This is a genomic window from Geothermobacter hydrogeniphilus, from assembly GCF_002898515.1.
Taxonomy (GTDB): Bacteria; Desulfobacterota; Desulfuromonadia; order Desulfuromonadales; family Geothermobacteraceae; genus Geothermobacter_A.
This window is the reverse complement of record NZ_PPFX01000025.1, coordinates 38,533-62,140: the sequence shown is the minus strand read 5'-3', so window position 1 is coordinate 62,140 and position 23,608 is coordinate 38,533. Positions and strand designations below refer to the sequence as shown.

Here is a 23,608-nt window from a genome sequence, read left to right as displayed (position 1 = left end):
ATTTTCGGTTAGCACAACCCCTGTTTGCTGGTCAATTTTAGGTTAGCATTACTAGTTGTTGGAGCTTCTTCGCCCTGAATGGAAAAAAGAAATTCGCAGGTTGGAAAGTTCGCCTGGCTTTTTAAAGCACATGGTGATTCGTAACCATAAGGCGGACGTTACCGATGCCGATGGGAATTTTATATTTCAGGGGAAGACGACTAGGGCAGTCAGGGTTGATGTTGGAGAAGAGACGGTCGAATTTGACCGTGCTTTGCAGAACTATCTGCGGCTTGGCTATGCAGCCGGAGTTTCCAGGGGGCTGAAGGGGCAGGCGATCGGTTTCGTCATGACTACGTATCGCAAGCTGGCAGCATCGAGCTCCGCTGCAATTCTAGCGTCTCTGGAGCGTCGTCTCGAGAATCTACGTTCAGGTGATTCCTTTGTGCAAAATCCGCCTCTTGGCGAGGAGTCTGGTGAGTTCGATTCTCGATTCGAAGGAGAAATGCTTGAACAGGCCGGGTTGTTTGATCCTGCCTTTTTTGATGGAGAGATTTCACTTCTTGAAGATCTGATCGACAAGGCGAGGGCGCTTGTTGCAAATGACAGGAAACTCAAATGCTTACGGGACGATATTATTCCTGCAATACATAGTACCAACCCGGAAGAGAAGATCCTTATTTTTGCTGAATACAGGAGTACTCAGAATCACTTGGCGGAAGCTCTGCGGGAGAAGTATGGTGAGGATTCGGTTGAGTTGATCAACGGTTCCATGAAGCACCAGGATCGAAAGGCAGCAATTGCACGCTTTGAGGATAGGGCTCTGTTTCTTCTTTCTACCGAGGCTGGTGGGGAAGGGATCAACCTGCAGAGAAAATGTCATGTGATGATCAATTATGACCTGCCATGGAATCCGATGCGTCTGGTACAGAGGATTGGACGTCTGTATCGCTACGGGCAAAAGAAAAAGGTTGCGGTTTTCAATATTCATGCTCCGAATACGATGGATGAGGAGATCTTGGGATTGATGTACGAGCGGATTTCGGCTGTCGTGAAAGATATGGCCCAGGTCGGAGAGGAGTTCCGTGAGGGACTTGAGGATGACATCCTTGGTGAACTCGCCGAGCTGATCGATATCCGTGAGGTTCTGGAAGAATTGCCGCAGGGCGGTTTGGCGCATACGAAAGAGAAGATCGAGGAAGCATTGGCCCGAGCTCGGGAGGCATCATCTAAACAGCGGGAACTTTTCGAGTATGCGGCCTCTTTTGACCCGGAAGAAACAAAGAATGAACTGCAGATCGGTTCTGAGCACCTTGAGGCGTTTGTGCGCGGGATGTTCAGGCAGTTGAGGATCGAAATCGTCGCAGAGACGCACCACGGATCAGTGTTGCAGATTCGGGTTCCGGATGATCTGGTTGAGAAGGAGCCGGGTTTGAAGCCACGCTTTACGGTTACCTTTGATCGTGTCATGGCGTCCTCGCGCCCCGGGGTTCAGATGCTGGATCTTGACTCCCCGCTGATGGGAGTTTTGTTGAAAGAAGCCAAAGCCCACGATTTTGGCGGGCAGAGTGCTGCCAGTAGTGGTTTAGAGGGAAACGTTTTGTTGACCGGGGTGTTGCGCTGGCAGGATGACCAGGGCAAGCGGATGAGACAGGAGTATGCAGCGGTCTTATGGGATGGAGATGGGAAGGTTCGTCTCAACCCTGCTGGTTTTGGAGAATGGCTTAAGATCTCAGCGGGCTCCCGGGAGATTCAGCCAGACAAGGACAAGGCGAGGAGGATTTTTGAATCCCTGGAAGCAGCTGCAGATTTCCGTCTGGCGCAAGTTAGTAACCGAGATCTTCATCCGGAAGGAAGGCAATGGGTTTCTTGTTTGTGGTTGGAAAATAATTAGATAAGCCGCTTGGCCCCGCAAACGATTTTGTTGGATATGTCGATAAAATCTTAAATTATCGACATGTTCCGGTATTGTGTCGATTGTGTGTCCATGTCCAGGGCATGCCCGCACGGTTGTTTCTCGCTTTGTCTAATCTGGTTTTCTGCTGTGGCTAGCGGTAGTGGGATAGGGCTTTTGTCAGTCGATAGCTCGTGCAATATATGAGAGGACTGATTCTGAAGAAGGCGGAAGTTTGTTTTCACTCAACGTGAGGCGGAGGGAGAGTAATGAATCAGTCTTCGACAGTTCTGGTCAATACGACAACCATCGAGTCAGCGACAGGCCTGCGGTCGATTAATCTCTATCATGGAGATCTTTGCTCCGCCCAGGATGAACTCATCGCTATTTCAAGTCATGCTGGAGCCGGCAGTTCACTGACCGGGATGGTGGTTAAATCTTTTGCTGCCAGATTCGATATCAATTTCTCTTCTTTTTATCCCCTGCTGGTTCTGCCAGGGCACCCCACCGTGGGGACTTTCCAGGTTCCCGTTGAGCCCACAGCTGAAAATTATCCCGGTAAAGCTCTCTTCGTTGTCAGAATCCCAGGTCCTGCGGCGATAAGAGACTTTTCCACCGAGCCGCTCGATGTTTATGACGATGTGGTCTGGACACTTTTTGGTTCTCTTGCGGCCCTCGAGCAGAAAGACGTGGTCTTCTCCAGCCTGGCATTGCCTCTCCTTGCCGGGCGGCGAGGCTACCCGGGACAGAAGATTATGGAGATACTCCTGAAGCGTGCTACGACCTGGCTCAAAACATCCCGCAACATGAAAGATGTCAATTTCTATCTCTATGAAGAATCCTCTCTCGGGAACTGGAACGAAGCGATGAACCAGGCCTTGGGCCGCAAGGCCATCGACTCGGCGAAGGGCAGCGTCGTTCAGGCATTAAGGGAAGAGATCCTTGTGTTGTTGAAAGGGTGTTCCAAATTCAATCAGGGAGAAATGGCGGCCCATATTGCGCCGCTACTGACAGCCTTGCAGGACAAGAAGATTTACCTGCAGCTGGTTTCAACCCTGGGTCGCAAGCTGGTCGAGACAATGGTCAGAGAGCTTATTTCCGAGCGCTCTTTGGAGGACAAGGGACTGCTTGTCCATAACATCACCATGCTGAACTATGAACAGGTGGTTGCCCCCTGGATCGCTAGCCATTTCCATGCATTGCGGGTGTTTGGCAATGAAGCTGTACATGCCAAAAATGAGGTCAAATACAAACCTAAAGAGCTGCGGGAGGAGGATCTGGTTGCAGTTCTGACAAGCCTGAGAAGCGTGGTGCAGTTTTATGCGGAGTGGTGAATTGGTTGCTACCGGTGGGATGGGGAGGTCAGGTTATCCGCTGACAAGGTCGTGACGGTCGCATGTTTCTAATTGTGCTGTCGGCTAAGCATCTGACATCCTCAATTTGAGAAATTTTTGAGAAATGGTTCTTATAATGCCCTCTAGGTTTACAATTGTTGGCATAAACTTTTTTAAAAAACACAAAATTATTTACCCTTGAGGCGCTGGTCTTTTCTTTTCTGTCGGGAAAGTCTTTGTATTTGCTTGTTGTTTCCTTTTTGCTTCGCTTGGCATGCTCTTCGCTTTTAGCATCAACTCAAGCATAATCATTTCCTCTTGCGGGGAATGCCACCTGGTCATTTTTCTGAATTGTTCTGCCATCGAGTTCGTCATCCAGGAGGAATAGATGTACTTCGATCAAAAAACAAAAATCAGACTGCATGGTTTGGAGAAGAGTCTTCAACAAGCCATAAGACAAGGCGAATTTCCCTTTTTGGGCCATTATGCAGATTGTTTATATGAGGTCTTGAAAGAATCAATTGCCGCAGGCTTGAAGGCTACAGGACGTCCTTTAAGGCTGTACTTGGATTGTCTGCAACGCTGGCCTGCCGTATTTGCAACGTATCTGATCCAATATGTTGCAGAAGGCTTCGGTACCCACGGCAATCATGAAGTTTATCCATTTATTCAGAAAGCCCTTAAGACAGAACTTACTCTCAGGGAAAAGGAAAAGCTCTGGGAGGCGGTCCGTAGTGCCTGTCTCAGGCTGGGTATGTCGGTTTCTCCTCGGCGTAGCGGCAGTAACTACATGGTCGAGGAGTATCTCAGACAGGCTGGCGTTCCCCTGCGGTATGTTGAAGAACTGGCACAACAAATGTCATCTCATGCTGGAGATGTCGGATGCCCGGATGATGACGATCCGGCATCGATCCTTCTTTGGCAGCAGGGTCTGCGTCATCGAGTCCGATATATGTCCAAGTCGGTTCAAAAGGCGATAGAGGCAGACGATGAGGGCTTTTATACACGCTTGTTTTTAAAAATACGGGATGGCTTGTATCTTCCGGACGAGAACTCGCCAGAGATCGAAAAACGTCTGGCACTCGGGCTCGAAAAAAGTCAGGCCAAAACCCATAGTGGGCAGAGCCCGGTTCTGGCGATCCCCAAAATTCTTTTCAGGGATGGCCTTCTGGGTGTCGAACTGCCCCCGGGGGAAGACTCCACCTGGCGAGTAGAGTGCAATGGTTGCAAAGAGGAGCATGCGGGGTTGCTTGAAGCCAGGTTTGTTCCGTTCAGTGAATCACTACCGGGGAAAGTTGCGGTTTCTGACCTGCACAGCGGCAAGCAGACCTCGGCCGAGCTTTGGGAAGATGATCGAAATAACCGTTTTCTTGTTTTCTCAGAAAACGGTGATCTTAAGGGCAGGGGGCGTTTGGGGCAGGAAGAAGCCCTTCTTCTTGAGCCTGGCGAGTACGATTTGCTGTTACGATTCGAACCGTCAAACCTGGATGACCAACTCGAGTGTCTTGCAGACGAGCACGAACTCTTTGTTTATCGCATGAGCCTGGACCCAGCTGGGTCGTTCGAGATCCAACGTGGTCCCGCGAGGGCTTGCTTCAAGGCAGATACAAAGCCCGCATTGGTTTGGACTGGACAGAAATATCGCGGGGTCCAGGGAAATGAGTTGTTTGCTTCACATGGTCTTTGTCTTGATGTCAAGGTTCCGGAAGAACTCTTTGTTGATGCAGACACCCGGTATGTATTGAAGCTTCAACCGGGGACTCTGGGTCCCGCGGTGGAGGTGCCCGTATGTTTTGAAGATGGAGGGCGCTTTCGGATTGATATGGAAGACTATTGCACTCAATGGTCTCCTGGGCTGACAAGACTCCTGGTTGAATTAAAGCGCGAGGGGTTTCAGCGTGCGGAAACCCGTTCGGCGATCAACGTGTGGAACGGGTTGAAAGGGGTCAGAAACAGGACGCAATTTATTTGTACGAAGTTACCCCCTGAAACGAACCTTTTGTTCCCTGAATGCGACAATGTCAAGGTGGATCACGACAATGGCCTGATTACATTCCGAAACGAAGATCAGCGCCTTTTCCGGATGGTTTTTCAGGTCACGGACCGTCGCAAACAACCTTTCACATGGTCTGTTCCCGGTGTTTTTATGCAACTGCTCGACTACCAGGACCAGGGAACGATCGAAAGGCCCTTAAAGAAAGGATCGACCCTTTCAGTTTCAGTCCGATCCCGTGAAGTATTGGAAATTTTCTCCAGCAGCAATGGTGTCTTCCAGCTCGGGAAGTATCGTAAGCCTGCTGATTTCGACCGGGTCGGTAGGGTGCGTATTCCGCTAGCAGGCCTGGTTGACTTTCTTGGCCCAGGTGCCGATACGCTCATTTTCATCGACCACAACTCCCAGGTACACGAAGACCTGCTTCGGCTTGTCGCCCCTCATCAGATTCTTGATTTCCGTACATCGCAACACGTGGATAAGTATGTTCTACGTTTTAGTACAAGAGATGAAGTGGAAGAGGTCAGTCTCATAATCAAGGACATGATTACCGGCTGGAAAAAGGAGTTGTCAGTTAGGTGTAATGCATCCAAGGTCCAAGGTGATGGCAGCTTTTCGGTCTGGCTGTCCTGTTCATCGAGCCGGCAGGACATGACGCATGAACACGAGCTGGAGTTTTTTCTCGAGAATTGGCCGAATGGCGCCTGGATTATTTCCTTGAGTGGAAAAATCAATGGACGGTGGGGACGTTTTTCAAATGTTCGTAATGACCATTATGCGGTTGGTCTGCCAGTTGTTGGAAACCAGATATATAAATCCGCTGAGGTGAACTGGAGCTACATCAAGGACCTGTCGACCGCGGAAAAAGAAAACATTCTCAAACGCATACATCGGAGACTTTTAGATTGCTACGCCCCCGAGGCATGGAGAGAGATCGAGTGGCTCGGATTTCTGTGGGCCAGGCTCACCGATGAATTTGCTGATGAAGAAACGCCCCGCCTGCGGATCATTACTCTGGCGGAAGAAGTTCATGATGATTCCAGTGACCCGAGTTGGGTGCCGTTGTTTTCCCTGGTGTCAAAATTCCCCAAACTTTATTCACAGCTAGGCAAGACCTACCGAAACCTGCCCAACCGACGCCAGTTGATGAGCCTCAAATGTCTCATGGTGCTGGGCGAGATGAAGTACGGGGTGTTGCCTTTGCTTCAGAATGGGACCCTCAACAATATGGCTGCCTTCGGGTTTTCCAATCCGAGGGAAATGCAACTTGGAAGACCCCCGAAAAAATTCTCCTTATCCGGGTTTGAAGAGGCGCTGAAAATGGAGGATCTGTCGGAAAGGCTCAGGTTGTTAAGGCAACACGAATGGCAGCCTGGTGAGGGTGACTACCTTGGCGCACTGCACTATCGGTTCGCGTCAGAAAAGTTAACTCAGAACTATCGCGCTTCCATGACGGGCAACGAGTATCGGCGTGGAAAGGCACTCTCCCTTTGTCGAAATCTGAGGACCATCTCTCTGCAAGGAGCCCCGAGTCATCTGACCTCAGGCCCAGGATTCCTCAATCTTTCCACGGCTATCTATGACGAAGAGGCTCAGATTTCAGTTGAAGAAGACCACATTGAACATATCACGCGGTTTCTTTCCCATTATGCGCGGGCTTGTCGCTGGGAGATCCGATGCCCGGGAACTTTGGAAACAGTGCAGCAAAAGGCCATCGAGCACCTTGGTTCCAAAGAGGATTTCGACCTTGTTCTCGGGTACCTGCTCGTTCTCGGAAAGGATTTGTTCATGTTTTATCTGATGATGTGGGAGGCTGCCTTCAAGGCCGATGTCGATCATCAAGAAGGAGTGATCTATGTCAGACAGTAATCCGCTCGTTCTCTTTGAAACGCTCCGGGAAACTCTGCGGCGTTACATCCCGACGACGTTGCCTATCAGTCGGCGCTATCCCTCTCTTCAGGAAGAATTCCGCTCCCTGCTCAATGATCAGACTCTCGTGAAAGGGCCGTATGTTGAGGCCTTGCCTGATTTCGAGAAAGGGCAATCGATCGCGGATTTTCTTGATGCCGGCTATTTGCATGAAGGTTTTCGGGCCTTGCCCGAGGAATGGCTTGAACGGCCCTTGCATAAACACCAGGAAGAGGCTCTGAAGCTCGCCTGCCGCGACCGAGAAAGTCTGATGGTCGCCACCGGTACCGGCAGCGGTAAAACAGAATCGTTTCTGTTTCCAATTGCCGACCGGCTTTTGCGGGACGGGAATCTGGAAAGTCCGGGGGTCCGCTGTCTGATTGTTTATCCGATGAATTCGCTGGCGAATGATCAGCTCTACTACCGGATAGCACCTTTATTCGGAAATTTTTTAGCAGCCCATGGAATCCGTTTTGGGCGGTTTACCTCTCATGTCAAGGCCAATACCCCGCGTCGGGATGTTGAGAGCCAGCTCAAGAAGAATGACAAATTGATGGCGGCCCTTCAGAGTCGCTCGGTCCCGTCGAATTGGCTTCTGACACGGGAGGAAATGCTGGAAGCTCCGCCGCATATTCTGATTACGAATTATGCGATGCTTGAACATCTGTTGCTCCTGCCACGCAATGCGCCCCTTTTTGCACAAAATACACTGAACATGATCGTGCTGGATGAGATCCACACGTATGGCGGGGCCCAGGCCACGGAGGTTGCTTATCTCCTTCGCAAACTCAAAAATCGCCTCGGCTGTACCGAACCACTTCAGGTTTTTGGTACCAGCGCAAGTTTGCCCGAAGGGCAGGATGCGGATGAGAAGATTTGCCGTTTTGCGTCAGACCTGTTCGGAGAAAAGGTCGGTCATGTTGTTCGGGGTAAGCGCATTCCGCATGAACATATTCGTTCCCAAAAGGCGTCGTTCAGTCTGGATGTCGACACCTGGATCGCTATTGGAAAAATCCTGCAGGGGATGGTTGATAGCGGAAAGCTTGATGTCAGGACATGGGAAGACCATCTAGCCGAAAATGCACTGACGGAAAAGCTTCCGAGTCTGAACTCAGCCAATTCATTAGGTGTCGAGCTTCTTAACATTTTTGCGGCTAATGCAGAGATCCATCGCGTATCGCAATTTCTTCAGAAGAATGGTGTGAGCCATTTTCTCGATGTCGCAAGGTCTGTTTTCGGTGAACAGGACGTGCCCCGGCAGAACTCTGCCGCATTGAGCGCCGTGCTTCACGTTGGGATGCTTGCCAGGAAAGATGACCAATCTTTCCCGCTTCTCCCCTGCCGTTATCATCTGGCTGCCAACAGTATTGAAGGGGTTTGTGTCTCTCTTTCGGAAAGCTCCTCTGAAGGGTGGGGGAGTCTTAAGGCTTTTCGACATTACCAAGATGCTGACGGGAAACCGTTTTTCCCGATGCTTGTTTGTCGAAAGTGTGGTCAGCCCTATTTCGAAGGCTTTGAAGCCGGTGGGCAATTGCACCCCCGGTTACCCGGTGATGGTTCCACTGCTTTTCGAAGAGTTTTTTGGTTGGGGAGTCCCCCGGAAAACCCGACTGCGGATGAAATTGATGACTTGAGTGAAGAGCCAGAAGCAGAGCTGGACTTGGCGGGTAACAAGGTGATTAATCCACTCTCTGGCGAGCTGGACCCCGCAGAGGGACCCAAAATGAAGATCTTCGAGGTGCCAACAGTTCGCAACGAGGATGATGAGGGCGATTATGTTAGAAAATGCCTGGCTTGCGGGGGCTCAACGGGCCTGACGGACATGGAAGTTGTGACCAGGATGCATCCTGGCAACGAGGCCTTTGGTTCCGTCATTGTTCAAAAGGTTCTGGAGGCCTTACCTCCTTCCCAACATGATCGGCCCATGAAGGGAAGAAGTCTCCTTACCTTTTCCGACAATCGTCAGGATGCGGCTTTTTTTGCCCCGTATTTCGAAAGAACGGGTGGCGATTTTGCCTTGAGAACAGCGATCCACCAAGTCTTGATGGCTGCTGATCCCGATGACGATCCCATGGATCTTGAATTGCTGGCTGATAAAGTTTTCCGTTATTGGCACAAGCATGGCCAACCGGGGATGATTGTCGATGACGGCCGATTTGTTTCAGACCGCCGCAAGATCAAGCCGTTGCTGATGGGGCGCATTGCTGCAGAGTTCTGTACTCCAACAGGACGAAGAAACTCCCTGGAGGCAATGGGCCTGGTCCAGGTGACCTATCCCAAGCGAAGCATGCAACGCTTGATAAAGACGCTTCAGGAAAACACGCCGGCAGAATTCCACGACCAAATTGACAGCCTGGCACATCTTTTTCTCGAAACAATTCGACGTGAAAAAGCCATTGGCAATCTGTTTGACGTAGATTTGCGCGATCCATTCATCTGGGGTGATGTCTTTGCCCATAGCAAGGCATTTCAATTCAAGAAAACAGATCCGCGCATCAAACACACGTGGAGCCCACCCGAAGGCGATAAGGTCCACAATAGAAGGAGTTGGTATCTTGTCGAACAGCTTGGTTGGTCATGGTCTGAGGCAAGAGATTTTCTCGCCCTCTTCTGGGAGACGATTGACGAGCTCAATCTTTTGATCAAGCTTGACAGGGGCTTTGGCCTTGACGGAGAAAAACTGCAGTTTTTATCGGCAAGTCAGACACCTCTCCACATTTGCAACAGCTGCGGTTTGCTGCAAAGGCATGTCGTCAATTCCCGTTGCTCGGCTTTCAGGTGCAAGGGGCAAACCCATCAATTCACCGGTGAGGAACGTGAAAGATTAAGAGCCCAAAATCACTATGTCTACAGCTATGAGTTTGGAAAGGGGATGATCCCTCGGGCCAAAGAGCATACTGCGGCCCTCTCCACGGATCTGCGGGAAAAAATTGAGCAGGAGTTTGCCGAGGACAAAATCAATTTATTGAGTTGCACGACAACCATGGAAATGGGGGTCGACCTAGGAGAACTGGAAGCAGTCGTTAACCTGAATATACCGCCAGGTATTGCCAACTATCAGCAACGGACCGGGCGTGCCGGGCGCCGTGCTCAGGCAGCCCCTTTCTGCGTCACGGTCGCTAAAAATTCAAACTACGATCAAAATTGTTTTCGTGAATTCCGTGCCTACCTTGAGGGAAAGGCCCCAATCCCCTTTTTCCTACTCGATAACCCGCAGCTTTTTCGCCGCCATCAGAATGGCATAGTTTTGTCCGGCTTTTTGAAACATCGCATTCAGGACATCAGCAAGAATGCTCCTTCTTTGTCCGATTTCTTTGATGACTCCTTTGGTGCCTCAGAATTTCAAGCCTTCAGTGAAGATCTCAATTTCTGGCTTGAGAGCGAGGCCGGTGCAGGCTTCCTCGAAGAGGCGGAAAATCTAATCAAACTCTTGCCCGGACATATACCTTCTTCAATTGGACTAGCGAGTTCCGAACTGAGGCAACATTTTCGCCAGAATCTGATGAGGTTTGCGCAGGAAGTTTACGAGCGCTGGGATCGCTATCATGAAAAGTTATTGGAATGTGACAAAGATGAAGCTGCGGCAGTGACCATAAATGAAAGACAGAGGGCTGTCGGATCAAAACGGCACTGGTTGAACATGCAGAGTCAATTTATGGGGCAATTTCTAGTCGGACAGTTATCTCAAAGAGGGTTGATACCGACCTATAGTTTTCCGGTTCACAGTTTGAGCCTGGAGGTGGTTAAGGAAAAGGAGCAGTCCTTCGGTTTTGGTGAGGGAGAAGTTGTCTTGAGTCGTGATGCGGCCTTGGGGATCAGTGAGTATGCACCGTCCTCAGAGGTTGTTGCCAATGGTCGTATCTGGAGAAGTTCAGGGTTGGCTTATTACCCCAAAATGTTCATGCCGACTGAGTACTATGTTGCATGCTCGGAGTGCCATCATGTTGATGTAGCAATCGCTCGCGAGGATGTTCCTGCCATATGCAGCAACTGTGGATCCAAAAAACAAAGAAATATTCGTTCCTATATTGAGCCCAAGGGGTTTGTAACACACTATGACGAAAGGATCGGCAAAGATCCCGGTATGCACCGTCGTCGCCCCAAAAAGGCAGACGAGGCCAGGTTGATTACAATCCCACGGGATGAGTTGTTTACAACGACGGATCACCCGTCTGTTCGCCGGGCAGTTTTGAGGGCTGTGCCTGTGGATGAGGGGCAACAGGAGGGTAGGCTGGTCATTCTTAATCGGGGCCCAAGGAAGTATGGTTATCATATTTGTCCGCGGTGCAACTATGGCGAACCTGCCTCAAAACCTGGTGGCGTGACCCGGGAGCATCGGGATCCGATTGGGGGAAGGCCCTGTAAAAATACCAAACTTAACTACACATTGGACCTTGCCCACACTTTTGAAACAGATGTCCTTTTGCTGAGACTGAATCGGGAGATTCCGACGCTTGGTGAGGGGGTAAAGGCTCAACAGAGCCAGGAAGCTTTCGCTCGTACCCTGGCTGAAGCGATGAGGTTTGCTGCTGCGACTCTGCTCGACATTCGAGCTGAGGAATTAAGGGCGACATATCGAAGGTCCGGCCGCTACATTGAAGTCATTCTTTATGATGCCATCGCTGGTGGTGCGGGGTATTGCATCAAACTTTCCGAATCGGTGTCCTTGCAGGATTTGTTGAAGTCTGCTCTGAATGTCTTGGATTGTAGACGAGACTGCAGTTCGGCTTGTACATCGTGTCTGTGTGATTATTCCAATCAGCTTTCGTGGGATCTCTTCGATCGACATGCAGTCATTCCCTGGCTGGAATCCTTCACGACCGAAGAGCTTCCGGGGCCCTATGAAGAAATGGGTTGCTCCCTTTGGGAAAAGCCGAGCTTGGGAATGTTGGGAGAGCAGCTGTCCGGCATGCAGCATGTCACCCTGTTGGGTTATTCTCCCCCTTCTGACGAATCTTGTGACGCCAAAACGAGGCAATGGCTTGTGGATTGGTTAAATCAGGGGAATACTGCCACCATGTTGTTTCGGGATAAGCCTGTACTTTCCGCTGGGAAAGTGCCTGCGAAATTCAGGGAAGTTTTGCGCTATTTGTACCCGTTTGCCAAAGACAGCCGTTTTCATGTCGGCTGGCTGGATTTAAAGGAGCTTTCTGACGCGGAGCTTCTTCCCCGACTCTTTGCAGGGGATGAAAAGAGCTGTTTTTCAGTTTTTTCCGACCGGCCGGCTGTTTCGATTCTTGGTCCATTGCTGCCCGACCCCTGCTACACAAAAAAAGCAGGGGGCAACCTGGCTGCTCGAATGATGTCGCTCAAAAACGCGACGAAATATTTCTCTCCGGAGGAGCTGTCGGAGCACGCACCGGTTCTGCGCTGGGGCTTAAAGAAGGGAGCGCCCCGAGAATATGCTCAAATTTTTGATCCTATTAAAGAGCAATATGTGCAGAATCTTACAATTCGAGACCCATATTGTGGAATCGTTGGGTTTCAACGGGAAGCTCTTATAAGGTTTTTGGCAACGATCATTGAGATTGCTGAAACGGTTGAGAAGGTCACGGTTTTTTGCAAAGAGCAGCATTTCAAACATGAACGGTATCAACAGTCGTTTATTCTTCAAAAGGAACTGTCTGGGCAGCTAAAAGACAGGTTTCCCTCCATCAAGAAATTTGTTGTGAATGTCATACCTTTCACCCACGCGAAAGGGTTTCATGATCGTTTCATGGAATTCGAAGTTGTTTCCGCCGATGGATGTACTGACAAGCATTTTTTTGATATGTCAGGCGGCCTTGACCACCTGTTCGATCCTCGTCGAGATACGACTGTTTACTATTACAAATGATCTCTGGAATATGAAGTGATTTTGTATTGCTGCCATGGGGATGTTCCATGAGCCGAGGGGAAGGCAGGCGGATTGCCCGGGAGGGGGGACCGGTCTAAATTTTTCTTACATTAACAATTTCAGAATGCTTTTGATCTTGTCTTGCTCAATTGCGCCGATTTTTGAAAATTCACCGAACAGATAAGCTATGGCTTTCCCCTTGTCGCTATGACTTAAGGAAGATCCACTGCTCTGCAATTCTTCCTCAAGCGCAGTGACAGTATCGGCCAGCAGTTGCATACCGTATTTTTCTCCCCCTCCTGCCAGGAACCAGTCAACCGTCTTGTTTGTCTCTCTTGATGCCTGGATGAGATATTTGTAGGGGACGGATTCCGTTTTCTTCCATTTCCAGAGCACCCCCCTTTTTATATTCATCTTTTCCGTGAGTTCACCTTCATTCTTAGCCTGGTAGGCATCCAACAAGCGCATGATTACGGTAGCTGCTCCTACACCGGCAGCGACCGTCCCCGCAACGGCCGGAAGCACCGGAGCCGTCACGCAGGCCGCCAAGACCAGGTGTGAAAATGCCTTTCTGGAACGATCTTCCAGGGTTCTTTTAGGAGGGGTGTCGCCCAGTCCCAGAACCTCTGGGTCGATTCCAAATTCATGCACCGCTAGTTTTAAAAGAGTTTTTGTCGGCTCACAGCGTTTCTTTTCAATCGCAGAAACCTGCTGGGCGCTGATGCCTAAAATGTCTCCCCACTCTCCCTGGGTCATGCCGAGGGTTTGCCGGGTCGCTATTAGTATGTCTCGAGGATCAGTCATTATTGAATTAATAAAAAAAGTGAAAAAGGTTGAAAAATATTACGGCCTGTGTAGTATCTCTCATATGTGAAGTTATTTCAAGTTGGTTGGTAGCCGCTAGTGGTGGCTAGCTCAAGGGAGGTTGCTAGGGCAATGGATGGCATCCGGGTCACAATGGATTTGGGCAATGGGAAGAATCCGGAAATAATCGTGGGTGCCAGCAGTGCGTTACTCAAAGGTTTTGACCAGCTGGTAAAAATGCTTCCTATCGAAGCAGCAGCGCTTGTTGCGCCTGAGGTTGACGTTCTTCAGGCTCAAGGAGGGGTCATAAAATTAGTCATTCAGGTCAATGAATTTCGTTCCAGTGATGTTGTTCCAATTAAAAAACATTTCAATAGCGAAGTGTCATGCGAGTATGTTGTGAAATTGCTTGAATGCTATATTCAACATCAGACAGTTTCCTTGGATTTGCTGAAAATTGACCCAAAAGAATTTGAACCAGCTCTAGAGGAAATTAGCAAAGAATATCTTGAAGAAATACGTAATTTTTTCATGCGGTTACATAAACATGTAGGGCATGTCCCGATTCGGATATCTGCTAACGATATTTATTGCGACATCCCGCAAGGAACTAGCCCGTTCTGGAAGAAGATTGAGAAGATCGAGCCTCATATGACTTTGGCTGAGTTGGAGCGTCAAGCGGATGTGTTTGATGTCTGTTTGCGAGTTGTTGACGCTGGCAACAGGAAATGTTGGACAGGCACTGTCAATGATGACAAAATCTGGAAACTCGAGTTCACTGGAAAAGCTCTTGCAGTTCACCTTGCAGCCATATCTGACACAAAACTTGAGATTTGGGGAGTTTTTAGGCGAGGGAAGCTTTTGATTCTCGACATTTTAGATATTAAGTACCCGGAGGGGATGGATGTTGATTCCCCAGAGGCCGCTCAGCTCGCCTTGGAGTTTGAGCAGTAACTGTCAGAGGTGTTTTTTTTGGGGGGGGATTTGATGGTTTACAAGTGCCAGCACAAATCGCCAGCCGCCTGAAGCAATGGCTTCCCGGTCCCCTCTTACACTTTGTCGTTCCTGCATAACTTTTAGAACCACCAATCCTTTGCCCGGACCGAAATCCTTTTGTTTGACCTGTTCCTTGGGGACTCTGAGGGCCTCACTCCAAGTTTCAATGATCCTGTCTCTCTCCTCCACTGTTTGTGATCTGGAAACGCGATAATGGGCCTCAAGGCGAATGCTTGAGAGATTCAACATTTCAAGAAGTTTCCGAAGTTCCTGCGCCTGCTTGAGGCTGTCTGTTACCAACCCACTGTGATCCACATCGTAGGTTTCGGCAAATTTCGGAATAACTCTTCTCGCAAACATCATGCGACGACTTTTAAGGTCTCTCAGTCTTTCGTACATCAATTTAGCCATGGTCGCATCCGTTCCGGAGGGTGGTGACATAAGATCTGAGTTGTTTTGAGCCGCTTTGAGGTACTCTCCAAGAGCCATCGCCCAGGGAGGCAGCCAGAAAATATCCTCAGCAGTTTTCTCATGCATGATCGGCGTGGGTGTGATGCTGTCCAATTTCAGTTTCCACTGACTCCCCCAACGTTGAACCTTGTTGTGGAGTTGGTTCTGAAACATTGCCGAACGAGAAGGATTCTCGCGTTTGCATTTGAAAACGCCTTGTTCGGAAAGTCCTGCAAGTTGGCCTAACGCCTTGTTCGATACCATTGGCAGGCAAATGTCTTGTCGTTTGAATACGGCAAGGAGCCAGTCGGTCAGGTGAATGTAACTACGGAAACTCATCCCGTACTCAGCGTGGCCAAGGAGCATGGCAATGGCGTGAAGTTTTCGTACCCCTTGCTGTTGGTTGTCAAGCAGGTCTTGTGCGAGCCTGGTACGGGCGTCGAGGCTGAACGACTCGTCCCGGAGTCCCGCCGGAAGGTTTTTTACGTTTAGATCTTTCGGCCAAACAAGTTTTAGCAGAGTGAACGTAGCAAAGGCGTGACGGAACGAATGGAATGAGAGAGTCGTATCTTTCGTGACGGAGCGCAGGGCATGCACCACCGGGTCGAACAGGCGATGGGGCGGGATTAGACAGTCTCCGGTCTCCGGATGCTGGAGAAGTGGTTGGGTGCGGTCCAGTTCCTCGCACTGCCGTTTCTTCAGCCAGTTACTGACAATTTTCAGCTCATTTGCAGGAAGCAGAGCGTAAAGGGGAATACGCCGGTTGCCAGTGACTGATTTCGGGTCGCGAAAGCGGCCCGGTCTGATCCGTATCTCGGCCCGCACCAGGTCCTTGATGTCTGCAATCTGCAAACCGTGGATCTCGCTTCGCCTGAGACCGCAACGGAATGCCAGGATCAGAATTACAAGGTAGATTTCTTCCCAGCGTCCCCGTCGGGAGCGATCAAAACCGAAGGATTTAAGGAGGGCGCGATACTCCGCGAAGGTGATAATGTTGGCCTTGACACGTTTCGACGGTAGCCCGTAGCAAGCGAATATCTCATTGAAATCGACCTCGCTGATGTCGCCAAATTTGGCCGTTAGAAATCCATGGAACTGTTGCAGCCGCTCCGCCATGCGGATCTTCTGGGCGGTAGTGTGCGGGTAGGAGAGAACAGTTTCGTAGAGGATTTCGAATTCAAGTCCGGTGAGGTCACGCAGCTCATCCGTGTCGATATTTTCCAGTACTCCGGTGGAGATGAGGGATAAATAGGTCGCGATTGAAGAAGGGGCGAGGGGTGAACCTTTCCGCAGTTCGAGGGGAGAGCTCGCCTTTTCGCAAAGACTGATACCCCATTCGAGGAGGAGGCGTGCCGCGGGCGTGAGATAGGGACGGCCGTGTCTGAGCACCGAATTGATGGCTTTGAGGGTTTTCGCGGTGGTGATTTTCTCCCAAGGGGACTGGTTGCTTTCTGAAAGTCCTGCAATGGCGCGGGCTGATTGACTGCGGTGTCTGATGAAGGACGTCAAACCGTCGATCAAGCGGATTGATTTTTCGACGTTCGCAGACGGTTGGGTCTCTTCTGCAATTCTTTTGTGTTTTCGCTGGCGGGCTGTTGTATGCGGCAAGAAGGTCAACTCTTCGCGCGGTACCTCGCCGGTGAAAAACCTCTGTAGCGAACTTGGCGGCAGGGATGTGCAGGGAAGGTGCCCGGACTGGTATTCGACGAGAAAACCGGGCAGGACATCGATGTCGCGACTGGAGGCTATCCCGGATAGAGAGTGCACCAGCTGTTTGCCAGGCGGCTTTTCCCAGCCAATGTATTCAACTGCGGCCTTGAGGATGTCTTCAGGGGATTCGCCTTTGATTTTTTCGTGTTCGTTCGGAAAGTGCTGGCGCCAGTTAAGTATCAGCAGTTCGGTGACCGGGTCCGCGACCCAGGTCCGGTTGAGATTCCAGCTTGTCATGCGGTGCGAGCGTTTTCGCTTGGGGGCGTCCTGTGGACGCCACTCCAGGTGGAGCCACAGCCAGTCTCCCCATATGTTGGGGGCCTTGGCCAACGAGCGCAGCCATGCGTTCAGCCAGCGTTTTTGATGGAGTCCGCCGTAAAGAATCGCGGATAGCAGAAGAACTCCAATGCGCTGGGTTGTTGAACTCCCTTCCCAGAGAGACTTCAGTCGGCTTAGGAATAAATCTTCTATTTTTTGGAACTGTTGTGCAGTTTCGACCGAGTCAGGGGTATATAGAGAAGGGGTGTCGCGGATATTGTGGTGATGGTCGGGGATTGGAACATCCCAGCCCAGGGACCTTATCCCAGTAGTGAAACCGTCCGCCAGAATATTCATGGCTTTTCGAAACTGGCGGGGAAGTTCCCTCTTTATCGCTGCTTCGATTGTGGAAAATTCATTTTCCGAGATTGCCTGATCTCGCTGCCCATCCCATATCGCGGGGACTCGCTCGGTAAGGACTTTTTCGATAACTGCCCAGAGGTGCTTGTGGCCAGTTTTTCCTTTACCTGGTTTGGGGGCTGATTTTTGATACAGACTCTTCCAGGGGGGCTTCATTAATCCCTCCCGAGACCGCGGACACTCGTCCATCCATCTTCTGTCATAAGGGTTACGAGAAAGTCTTCCATCGTTCTCTGGTAGTCCGAGGGGTTAAAGGCCGATGATTTTGACCATGGAGCCTGGCCTGCTTCTGCATGGCCAAGGAGGGCATCGACCGACTCGACTGGGCAGCCGGCTTCCAGGAGATTCGATCGCAAATAGGGACGGGGCCAGTTGCCACGCACCTGGTAGCCAGTGATCTGGAAAATCTCGTTCCGTAAATCCTTAGGAGCCAGGAGGTGGGCATTCAGGTTGTCTGCAAGTGTAATATGTCTGGTTGAGTCGCCAGGAAGGTGACGGCCGAATGCTTTGATAAGTGTGGGCGATTTTGGGACGAGTTCGTTGTAGAGCAGGCGAACATGTTCAACCAGAAATTGTATCTGTTCCATCACGAAGGGAGGCAGCCAGGCGCGCCGGCTCGTAGAGTAGCTCCCCCCATCCTTGTCGCAGATGACGGCGAATGAGGTTGCGGCATTGATGCGCTGCCACGGCAGGGCGCAGTCTTTGACCGCACGCATGGCAACCGCCATGTTGATCATGCTTGATGAATAGGTGAGAAAGGTGCGGTGAAACTGTGGCAGCGTTGTCGGGTCTTCCAGGTACGCCTGGTAATCTTCTTCAATGCGGTTTTTCAGTTTTCCGATTATGTCTCTCACCACCTCTCTTCGTAACCGAAACGGTGTACCGAGATAGGTGCTTTGCTCCTCTTGTGTCGGATGGAATTTGAAGTTGGTGGGCGGGTCGCACGAGAGCCAGATGGCCTCAATCTGGCGGACTGCGTCGAGGTACTTTGCCTGCAGTGAGGCGACGGTAAAACTGCTGTAATGAAGCACAATGTCGGTCCGCTCTTCATGCTCGGAATCATCCGAAGAGTCTTGCTCTGGGGCCTTGGGGGCAGTCATTTCACCCAGTGCCAGTTGGGCCTGAGCCCTGTCCGAGCTGGGCAGTCGTTCGATCTGGAACGCCAGGTAGCGACTCAGGTTTGTAAGTGTGATTTCCGTGTCGTGCGTTTTTTTTAGTGTGTCGAGAAACTGTTGGCAGGCCGCCTTGGCTTGTGAAGGGGATAGTGTAAACATCTGTTGGGGCCCGTCCTGCCCGGAGAGCCGTTCCTCGACATAAGGGGAAAGTGTTTCGGATGTATGTAATGTGAGCGGAAGCCTGATCCATTTAATGGTTCGACAATATTGATGAAGGGTCTCCACGGCGGGAGGCATGATCGTTGGTCCAGGGGAAGGGAGATACCAGTACTTCTCTTCTTCATCCCAATAAAGGAACGCCTGGCCCCTGCCCACGTGAAGGGGACGGGTACGGGTGATGATGAAGTTTGTTGTTTCCTGCAAGGTGTTTCCGGTCAGCAATATGGTCAGGAGGAGCGCCTTGATTTCAGTGTCGGTTGGCAAGCGTGAGTCCTCGGATTTGCCGAGGAGAGAGTCAAGGAGAACGTAGAGATCGTTTTGGCTGATCTCGTTCAGGTCGATTGGGAGTCTTGCATTTCGCCTGATGATGGCGTTGCGTTTTCCTTTGGCCCTCTGCCTGCTCTTTTCAAGTTCAAATCTGTTGATGCGGTTTTTTCTGCGTTTGTTACCTCTTGCACTGGGCGCACGGGGCGGAAATTCCTCTGTCGGTTCAGTTGTCTCGATTTCATCTTCGCCCTCAGGGATGTCGTCCTTGGGGAGATGTCTTTCCCGGGGTTTCTTTATTTCAAGTGAAACTCGAAAAAATTGAAGCAGTTTGGGGAAGGATGGAATCTTGATGTCCGGTGAAAGTCCCTCGAGGAAGTGTAAATATTCCTTTGTTGGAATCGGTTCGGCGGGAAGCCGTAAGAGGGAATCAAGATGTTGAAGTTCTGAAAGTTCCCTGATTGCGCGGCAGGCACCCTCAATAGTCGATTCCCCAATTCGATGGTGCCTCCTGTCTCGTTGGAGGTGGCAGGTCAGGAATTGTGCAAGTAGAACCCGATATCTACTATGAGAGTTCGGCGTGGGGTCTTTGGGCTTGTGCCCAAGGGCAGAATAAACCGGACACTTTTCATATATGCCCTCCAGGTTGGAGTCAAGTGCCCTGGGGAAATTCGTGTAATAGGTGTCCAGTTCCTGTTTGGAGGTGTTTGACAGGTTGGGGGCTTCTTCGACGATCCGTTTCAGTAATTTGAGAACGGGTTGGCTGAATTGGCCGTCGGGAATTTTTACTGTGAGAGGAAGTATGAAAGAAAGATTCGCCAAAACATAGACAAGGCCGTGCAGGAGGTCCGGGTTCTGAAACAGCCATAAAAAAATCTGGAATTCTTTGGCCGAAATGCTTGTGGTCCTCTCCAGCCTTCTCATGAAACTTCTGGTTGTCGGAGAGATTTGAGGTCTCATGTCTTCTGCCTGTGTTTTTGCAGGGTGCGTTCCGCAATTTTAAGGTGTCGCGAGATGGTCCGCTGTGATTTGCCAAACAATGGGATGAGGTTTTCCAGGTTGAATCTTTTGACAAGGCTGAACGCTGTCGGGATAGGCGAGGCTACGGAACCCTGCACCAGGTTGATAATCTCAATTTGACGGGCAAAGGAAATGACGTCCTCAAGGGATGTTTTGGTCGGCAATACCCCTACTTGAATTTTGATGTCTTCAAGGCTGTTATTGCAGCACGCGCAGTATGTCCGCAATCCTGCAATTGCCATTTTTTTCCAGGTAAAGATAGGGTGGCTGTGGGCCAATAAGATGGCCGCCTCCGGGCTGAGTAAGTGCCCTTCTGTGGTGACTGACGGAAGCTGATATCGAATTGAGGACAGGTCGAGCTTGTCCAGGTACTCGGCTGGGGGAGGGAGGATGTCGCCAAGGCGAATCTGAGTGTATGAGATCAGAATGGCCATGCATCAGCATAGCCCAAAACAGCCTAGTGTGCAAACATCAGTTCGTAGATTACTTTACTCTGTGCCCATCTAGATAAAAACAAAAATAAAAAATGCCTTTGTCATTGAGGCTGGAAAGGCTTTGCTAGGTCAGTTTTTATGCGGTTTTTGTCAGATATTGTGGGGAGGTGATTCGGGGAAGCATGAGACAGATCGGCCAGGCGGCGGCGAGGCCTTCGCGGAGGATGGAGTGCTTTTGCTCAGCCGGCATGGCAGGACTCCCGTGCCCTGGTCCGCTGGCCCCTGCCGGCAAGGATCACACCACCGAGAATCAGTCCGCCGCCGGAAAAGAGCGTCGGGGTGACCGGTTCATTAAGGGCCAGGACACCGGTGACGACACCGACCAGCGGCAACAGGTAGAGCAGGTTGTTGACCGCGCTGGGACCGAGATTCGGGACCGCGCGGTTCCAGAAGTCGTAGCCGACAACCGAGCAGATGACGGTCAGGTAGGCAAAGCCGATCCAGGCGCCTGCGGTCGGAAATATATAGGGTGTACGGGCCAGTTCCCAGACCATGCCGGGCAGTAGGGTGAGGGCGCCGTAGAACATGATCTGCCGGGTGAGCAGTAGGCCGGGATAACGTCCGGCGAACCGGTTCACCCCGAAGGTATAGGCGATCCAGCTGGCAACGGCCCCCAGCATCAGCAGATCTCCTTCGGGGTCGGCGACACCGTCCTGCTGTCCGACCAGGAGAGCCACACCGGTCAGCGCCAGTACTGTTCCGAGCCAGGTGGCGGCGGTCGGCAGCCGTCTTTTCTGCAGGGCGGTGACGATTTCGGTGCCGAGGGGGATCAGGGCGATCAGCAGGGCGCCATGGGAGGCGGAGGTCAGTTTCAGACCGTGGTTTTCGAAACCGAAATAGAGGGTGATGCCGGCCAGGGCCAGGCCGCAGATAGCAAAGTGGTGCTTCAGCGGCATCCGCCGCGCGCCGAAGCGTCCGCGGGTCAGGGGCCAGAGCAGCAGGGCGCCGAACAGGTGTCGCAGGCAGGCGAGGGTCAGCGGCGGGATCTGCTGGACCGTTTCTCGGATCACTGCGTAGGATATCCCCCAGACCAGGACGCAGAATAGCGCCATGGCCAGAGGGATCAACTTGTTGTTGGTGGCGTGCGGCATGGTTTGGGGGCGGCGAAGGGGTTGATATGAAGGGCGGCCAAGGGCTAAGGGCTAAGGGCTAAGGTGTTGCGTGGTTCTTGTTTCTGCCTTCTTGGCGTTCCTTTAACCTTTCGCCCTTGGCCGCTTTTTTCTCTTACAATATCTGGCTCAGAAAGAGCTGGGTCCGCTCGTGTCGGGGATTGCTGAAGATCTGCTCGGGGGCGCCTTCTTCGACCAGTTTGCCGGCATCCATGAACAGCACCCGGTCGGCAACCTCGCGGGCGAAACCCATCTCGTGGGTGACCACGACCATGGTCATTCCTTCTTTGGCCAGTTGTTTCATGACGTCAAGCACCTCGCCGACCATTTCCGGGTCGAGAGCGCTGGTCGGTTCGTCGAACAGCATCACCTTCGGATCCATGGCCAGGGCGCGGGCGATGGCGACGCGTTGCTGCTGGCCGCCGGAGAGGCGACTGGGGTACTCGGACTCTTTCTCGCCGATGCCGACCTTGACCAGCAGTTGGCGGGCTTTTTCCTCCGCTTCTTTCAGCGTCCGTTTGCGGACGATTTTCTGCGCCAGGGTGATGTTGTGCAGCACCGTCTTGTGGGGGAAGAGGTTGAACTGCTGGAAGACCATGCCGACCTCGCGGCGGACCTTGTTGATGTCGGTCTTCTTGTCCGCCAGATCGACACCGTCGATGACGATATGGCCGTCACTGAACTGTTCCAGCCCATTCAGGCAGCGCAGGAAGGTCGATTTTCCTGACCCCGAGGGGCCGATGATGACCACCACTTCGCCGGGGGCGATTTCGGCACTGACACCGTCGACGGCGCGGACCACCTGCCCGCGGCCGGTGAATATCTTGGTAACGTTGCTGGCTTTAATCACTGACCGCGAGCCTCCGTTCCATCCAGGCGATCACCTGGGACAAGATCCCCGTGAGAATCAGGTAAAGGGCCGCGACCGTGAACCAGATTTCAAAGGTGGCGAAGGTGGAGGTGATAACCTCGCGACCGCTCTTGGTCAGGTCGGTGATGGCGATGACCGAGACCAGCGAGGAGTCCTTGATCAGGCTGATGAACTGTCCGGCCAGTGGCGGCAGGGTGCGTTTAAAGGCCTGCGGCAGGACGATGTGGATCATGTTCTGGGTCGCGGTCATGCCGAGCGAACGGGCCGCCTCGGTCTGTCCTTTGGGAATCGACTGGATACCGGCGCGGATGATTTCGGCGACATAGGCGCCGGCGAAGATGGCCAGGGCGGCGATGCCGGCGACGATCCGGTCGAGGTTCAGGACGGTGCCGACAAAAAAGTAGAAGATGAAGATCTGTACCAGCAGCGGGGTACCGCGTACTAACTCAACATAGGTGACGGCCAGTCCGCGCAGGGTTGCGTTGCGGGAGATGCGGCAGAGTCCGGTAATCAGCCCGAGGACCATGCCGATGATGCCGGCGAAGAAGGAGATCCAGAGGGTGGTCCAGAGCCCGAGGGTGAGCGGTCCGAGCCGCCACTGGTGGGTCGCGCCGAGAGTGTCGCCTTCGAACAGCAGATCGTCTTCGCTGACCTCGACGGCATCGGCGTCGACGGTGACGCGGTCCTTTTCTCCGGCATCGCCGATCAGTTCGATGACGGCGGTTTCTCCCTGCCTGGTGATTTTGCCGACCCGGCCGTCAAAGGGTGCCTTGTGCAACTCTTCGTTCTTGTAAACGAAATATTGCGGCACCCGGTTCCAGCGCCAGGTGTAGTCGATTTTCAGAGTGGCGCCATAAAGGCCGGCGGCCATCCCGAAGAGGATGACCGCCAGCAACAGTTTGGCGCGCCAGGTTTTATTATCCGGGTTCACCTT

Annotated in this window: 13 protein-coding genes; 5 read left to right on the top strand and 8 right to left on the bottom strand. The window is 51.8% G+C overall.

Annotation, left to right across the window (positions count from 1 at the left end; translation table 11 throughout):
• Positions 1-55 precede the first annotated feature (55 nt).
• Both C2E25_RS11350 and C2E25_RS11345 read left to right on the top strand, forming a co-directional pair.
• Entirely contained in the window at positions 56-1,873 is a 1,818-nt protein-coding gene (locus tag C2E25_RS11350) for a helicase-related protein (protein WP_146032955.1), read from the top strand.
• 269 nt (positions 1,874-2,142) lie between these two features.
• Positions 2,143-3,207, top strand: a complete 1,065-nt coding sequence (locus tag C2E25_RS11345; RefSeq protein ID WP_103115850.1) for a DUF4145 domain-containing protein — start codon at positions 2,143-2,145, stop codon at positions 3,205-3,207.
• A 192-nt stretch (positions 3,208-3,399) separates the two neighbouring features.
• On the opposite strand, the gene C2E25_RS17500 is transcribed toward C2E25_RS11345, so the two are convergent.
• The gene (locus tag C2E25_RS17500) at positions 3,400-3,570 is read right to left on the bottom strand and encodes a hypothetical protein (RefSeq protein ID WP_158247228.1); all 171 of its coding nucleotides are present in this window, start codon (positions 3,568-3,570) and stop codon (positions 3,400-3,402) included.
• A gap of 25 nt (positions 3,571-3,595) precedes the next feature.
• Between C2E25_RS17500 and C2E25_RS11340 the strand changes: the two genes are divergently transcribed.
• Both C2E25_RS11340 and C2E25_RS11335 read left to right on the top strand, forming a co-directional pair.
• Complete coding sequence (locus C2E25_RS11340) at positions 3,596-7,069, top strand: hypothetical protein (protein WP_103115849.1); 3,474 nt, start codon at positions 3,596-3,598, stop codon at positions 7,067-7,069.
• Positions 7,056-12,944: a DEAD/DEAH box helicase gene (locus C2E25_RS11335; RefSeq protein WP_103115848.1), complete on the top strand. Its 5,889-nt coding sequence runs from the start codon at positions 7,056-7,058 to the stop codon at positions 12,942-12,944. The genes C2E25_RS11340 and C2E25_RS11335 overlap by 14 nt, the downstream gene beginning before the upstream one ends.
• 105 nt (positions 12,945-13,049) lie before the next feature.
• On the opposite strand, the gene C2E25_RS11330 is transcribed toward C2E25_RS11335, so the two are convergent.
• Entirely contained in the window at positions 13,050-13,748 is a 699-nt protein-coding gene (locus tag C2E25_RS11330) for a helix-turn-helix transcriptional regulator (RefSeq protein ID WP_103115847.1), read from the bottom strand.
• Positions 13,749-13,880: 132 nt separating this feature from the next.
• On the opposite strand from C2E25_RS11330, the gene C2E25_RS11325 reads away from it, so the two are divergent.
• Complete coding sequence (locus C2E25_RS11325) at positions 13,881-14,702, top strand: hypothetical protein (RefSeq protein ID WP_103115846.1); 822 nt, start codon at positions 13,881-13,883, stop codon at positions 14,700-14,702.
• A gap of 3 nt (positions 14,703-14,705) precedes the next feature.
• On the opposite strand, the gene C2E25_RS11320 is transcribed toward C2E25_RS11325, so the two are convergent.
• From C2E25_RS11320 to C2E25_RS11295, 6 genes are all read right to left on the bottom strand, one after another.
• Positions 14,706-17,738: a site-specific integrase gene (locus C2E25_RS11320; RefSeq protein WP_103115845.1), complete on the bottom strand. Its 3,033-nt coding sequence runs from the start codon at positions 17,736-17,738 to the stop codon at positions 14,706-14,708.
• Positions 17,738-20,104 carry a hypothetical protein gene (locus C2E25_RS11315; protein WP_103115844.1) on the bottom strand — a complete coding sequence of 789 codons (2,367 nt, stop codon included), beginning with the start codon at positions 20,102-20,104 and terminating at the stop codon, positions 17,738-17,740. Before C2E25_RS11315 ends, C2E25_RS11320 begins: the two co-directional genes overlap by 1 nt.
• Positions 20,105-20,136: 32 nt before the next feature.
• Positions 20,137-20,634 carry a hypothetical protein gene (locus C2E25_RS11310; RefSeq protein ID WP_103115843.1) on the bottom strand — a complete coding sequence of 166 codons (498 nt, stop codon included), beginning with the start codon at positions 20,632-20,634 and terminating at the stop codon, positions 20,137-20,139.
• A 239-nt stretch (positions 20,635-20,873) separates the two neighbouring features.
• Positions 20,874-21,746, bottom strand: a complete 873-nt coding sequence (locus C2E25_RS11305) for a DMT family transporter (RefSeq protein ID WP_269845111.1) — start codon at positions 21,744-21,746, stop codon at positions 20,874-20,876.
• Between the two features lie 172 nt (positions 21,747-21,918).
• On the bottom strand, positions 21,919-22,653 hold the full coding sequence (locus C2E25_RS11300; protein WP_103115841.1) for an amino acid ABC transporter ATP-binding protein: 735 nt from the start codon (positions 22,651-22,653) through the stop codon (positions 21,919-21,921).
• Positions 22,646-23,605, bottom strand: a complete 960-nt coding sequence (locus C2E25_RS11295; protein ID WP_233189412.1) for an amino acid ABC transporter permease — start codon at positions 23,603-23,605, stop codon at positions 22,646-22,648. The genes C2E25_RS11300 and C2E25_RS11295 overlap by 8 nt, the downstream gene beginning before the upstream one ends.
• Positions 23,606-23,608: the final 3 nt, after the last annotated feature.

Coding starts and splice junctions, on each gene's coding strand:
- C2E25_RS17500 (WP_158247228.1), bottom strand. CDS start 3,570: ATGGCAGAACAATTCAGAAAAATGACCAGGTGGCATTCCCCGCAAGAG.
- C2E25_RS11335 (WP_103115848.1), top strand. CDS start 7,056: ATGTCAGACAGTAATCCGCTCGTTCTCTTTGAAACGCTCCGGGAAACT.
- C2E25_RS11310 (WP_103115843.1), bottom strand. CDS start 20,634: ATGGCCATTCTGATCTCATACACTCAGATTCGCCTTGGCGACATCCTC.
- C2E25_RS11320 (WP_103115845.1), bottom strand. CDS start 17,738: ATGAAGCCCCCCTGGAAGAGTCTGTATCAAAAATCAGCCCCCAAACCA.
- C2E25_RS11330 (WP_103115847.1), bottom strand. CDS start 13,748: ATGACTGATCCTCGAGACATACTAATAGCGACCCGGCAAACCCTCGGC.
- C2E25_RS11315 (WP_103115844.1), bottom strand. CDS start 20,104: ATGAGAAGGCTGGAGAGGACCACAAGCATTTCGGCCAAAGAATTCCAG.
- C2E25_RS11305 (WP_269845111.1), bottom strand. CDS start 21,746: ATGGCGCTATTCTGCGTCCTGGTCTGGGGGATATCCTACGCAGTGATC.
- C2E25_RS11345 (WP_103115850.1), top strand. CDS start 2,143: ATGAATCAGTCTTCGACAGTTCTGGTCAATACGACAACCATCGAGTCA.
- C2E25_RS11340 (WP_103115849.1), top strand. CDS start 3,596: ATGTACTTCGATCAAAAAACAAAAATCAGACTGCATGGTTTGGAGAAG.
- C2E25_RS11325 (WP_103115846.1), top strand. CDS start 13,881: ATGGATGGCATCCGGGTCACAATGGATTTGGGCAATGGGAAGAATCCG.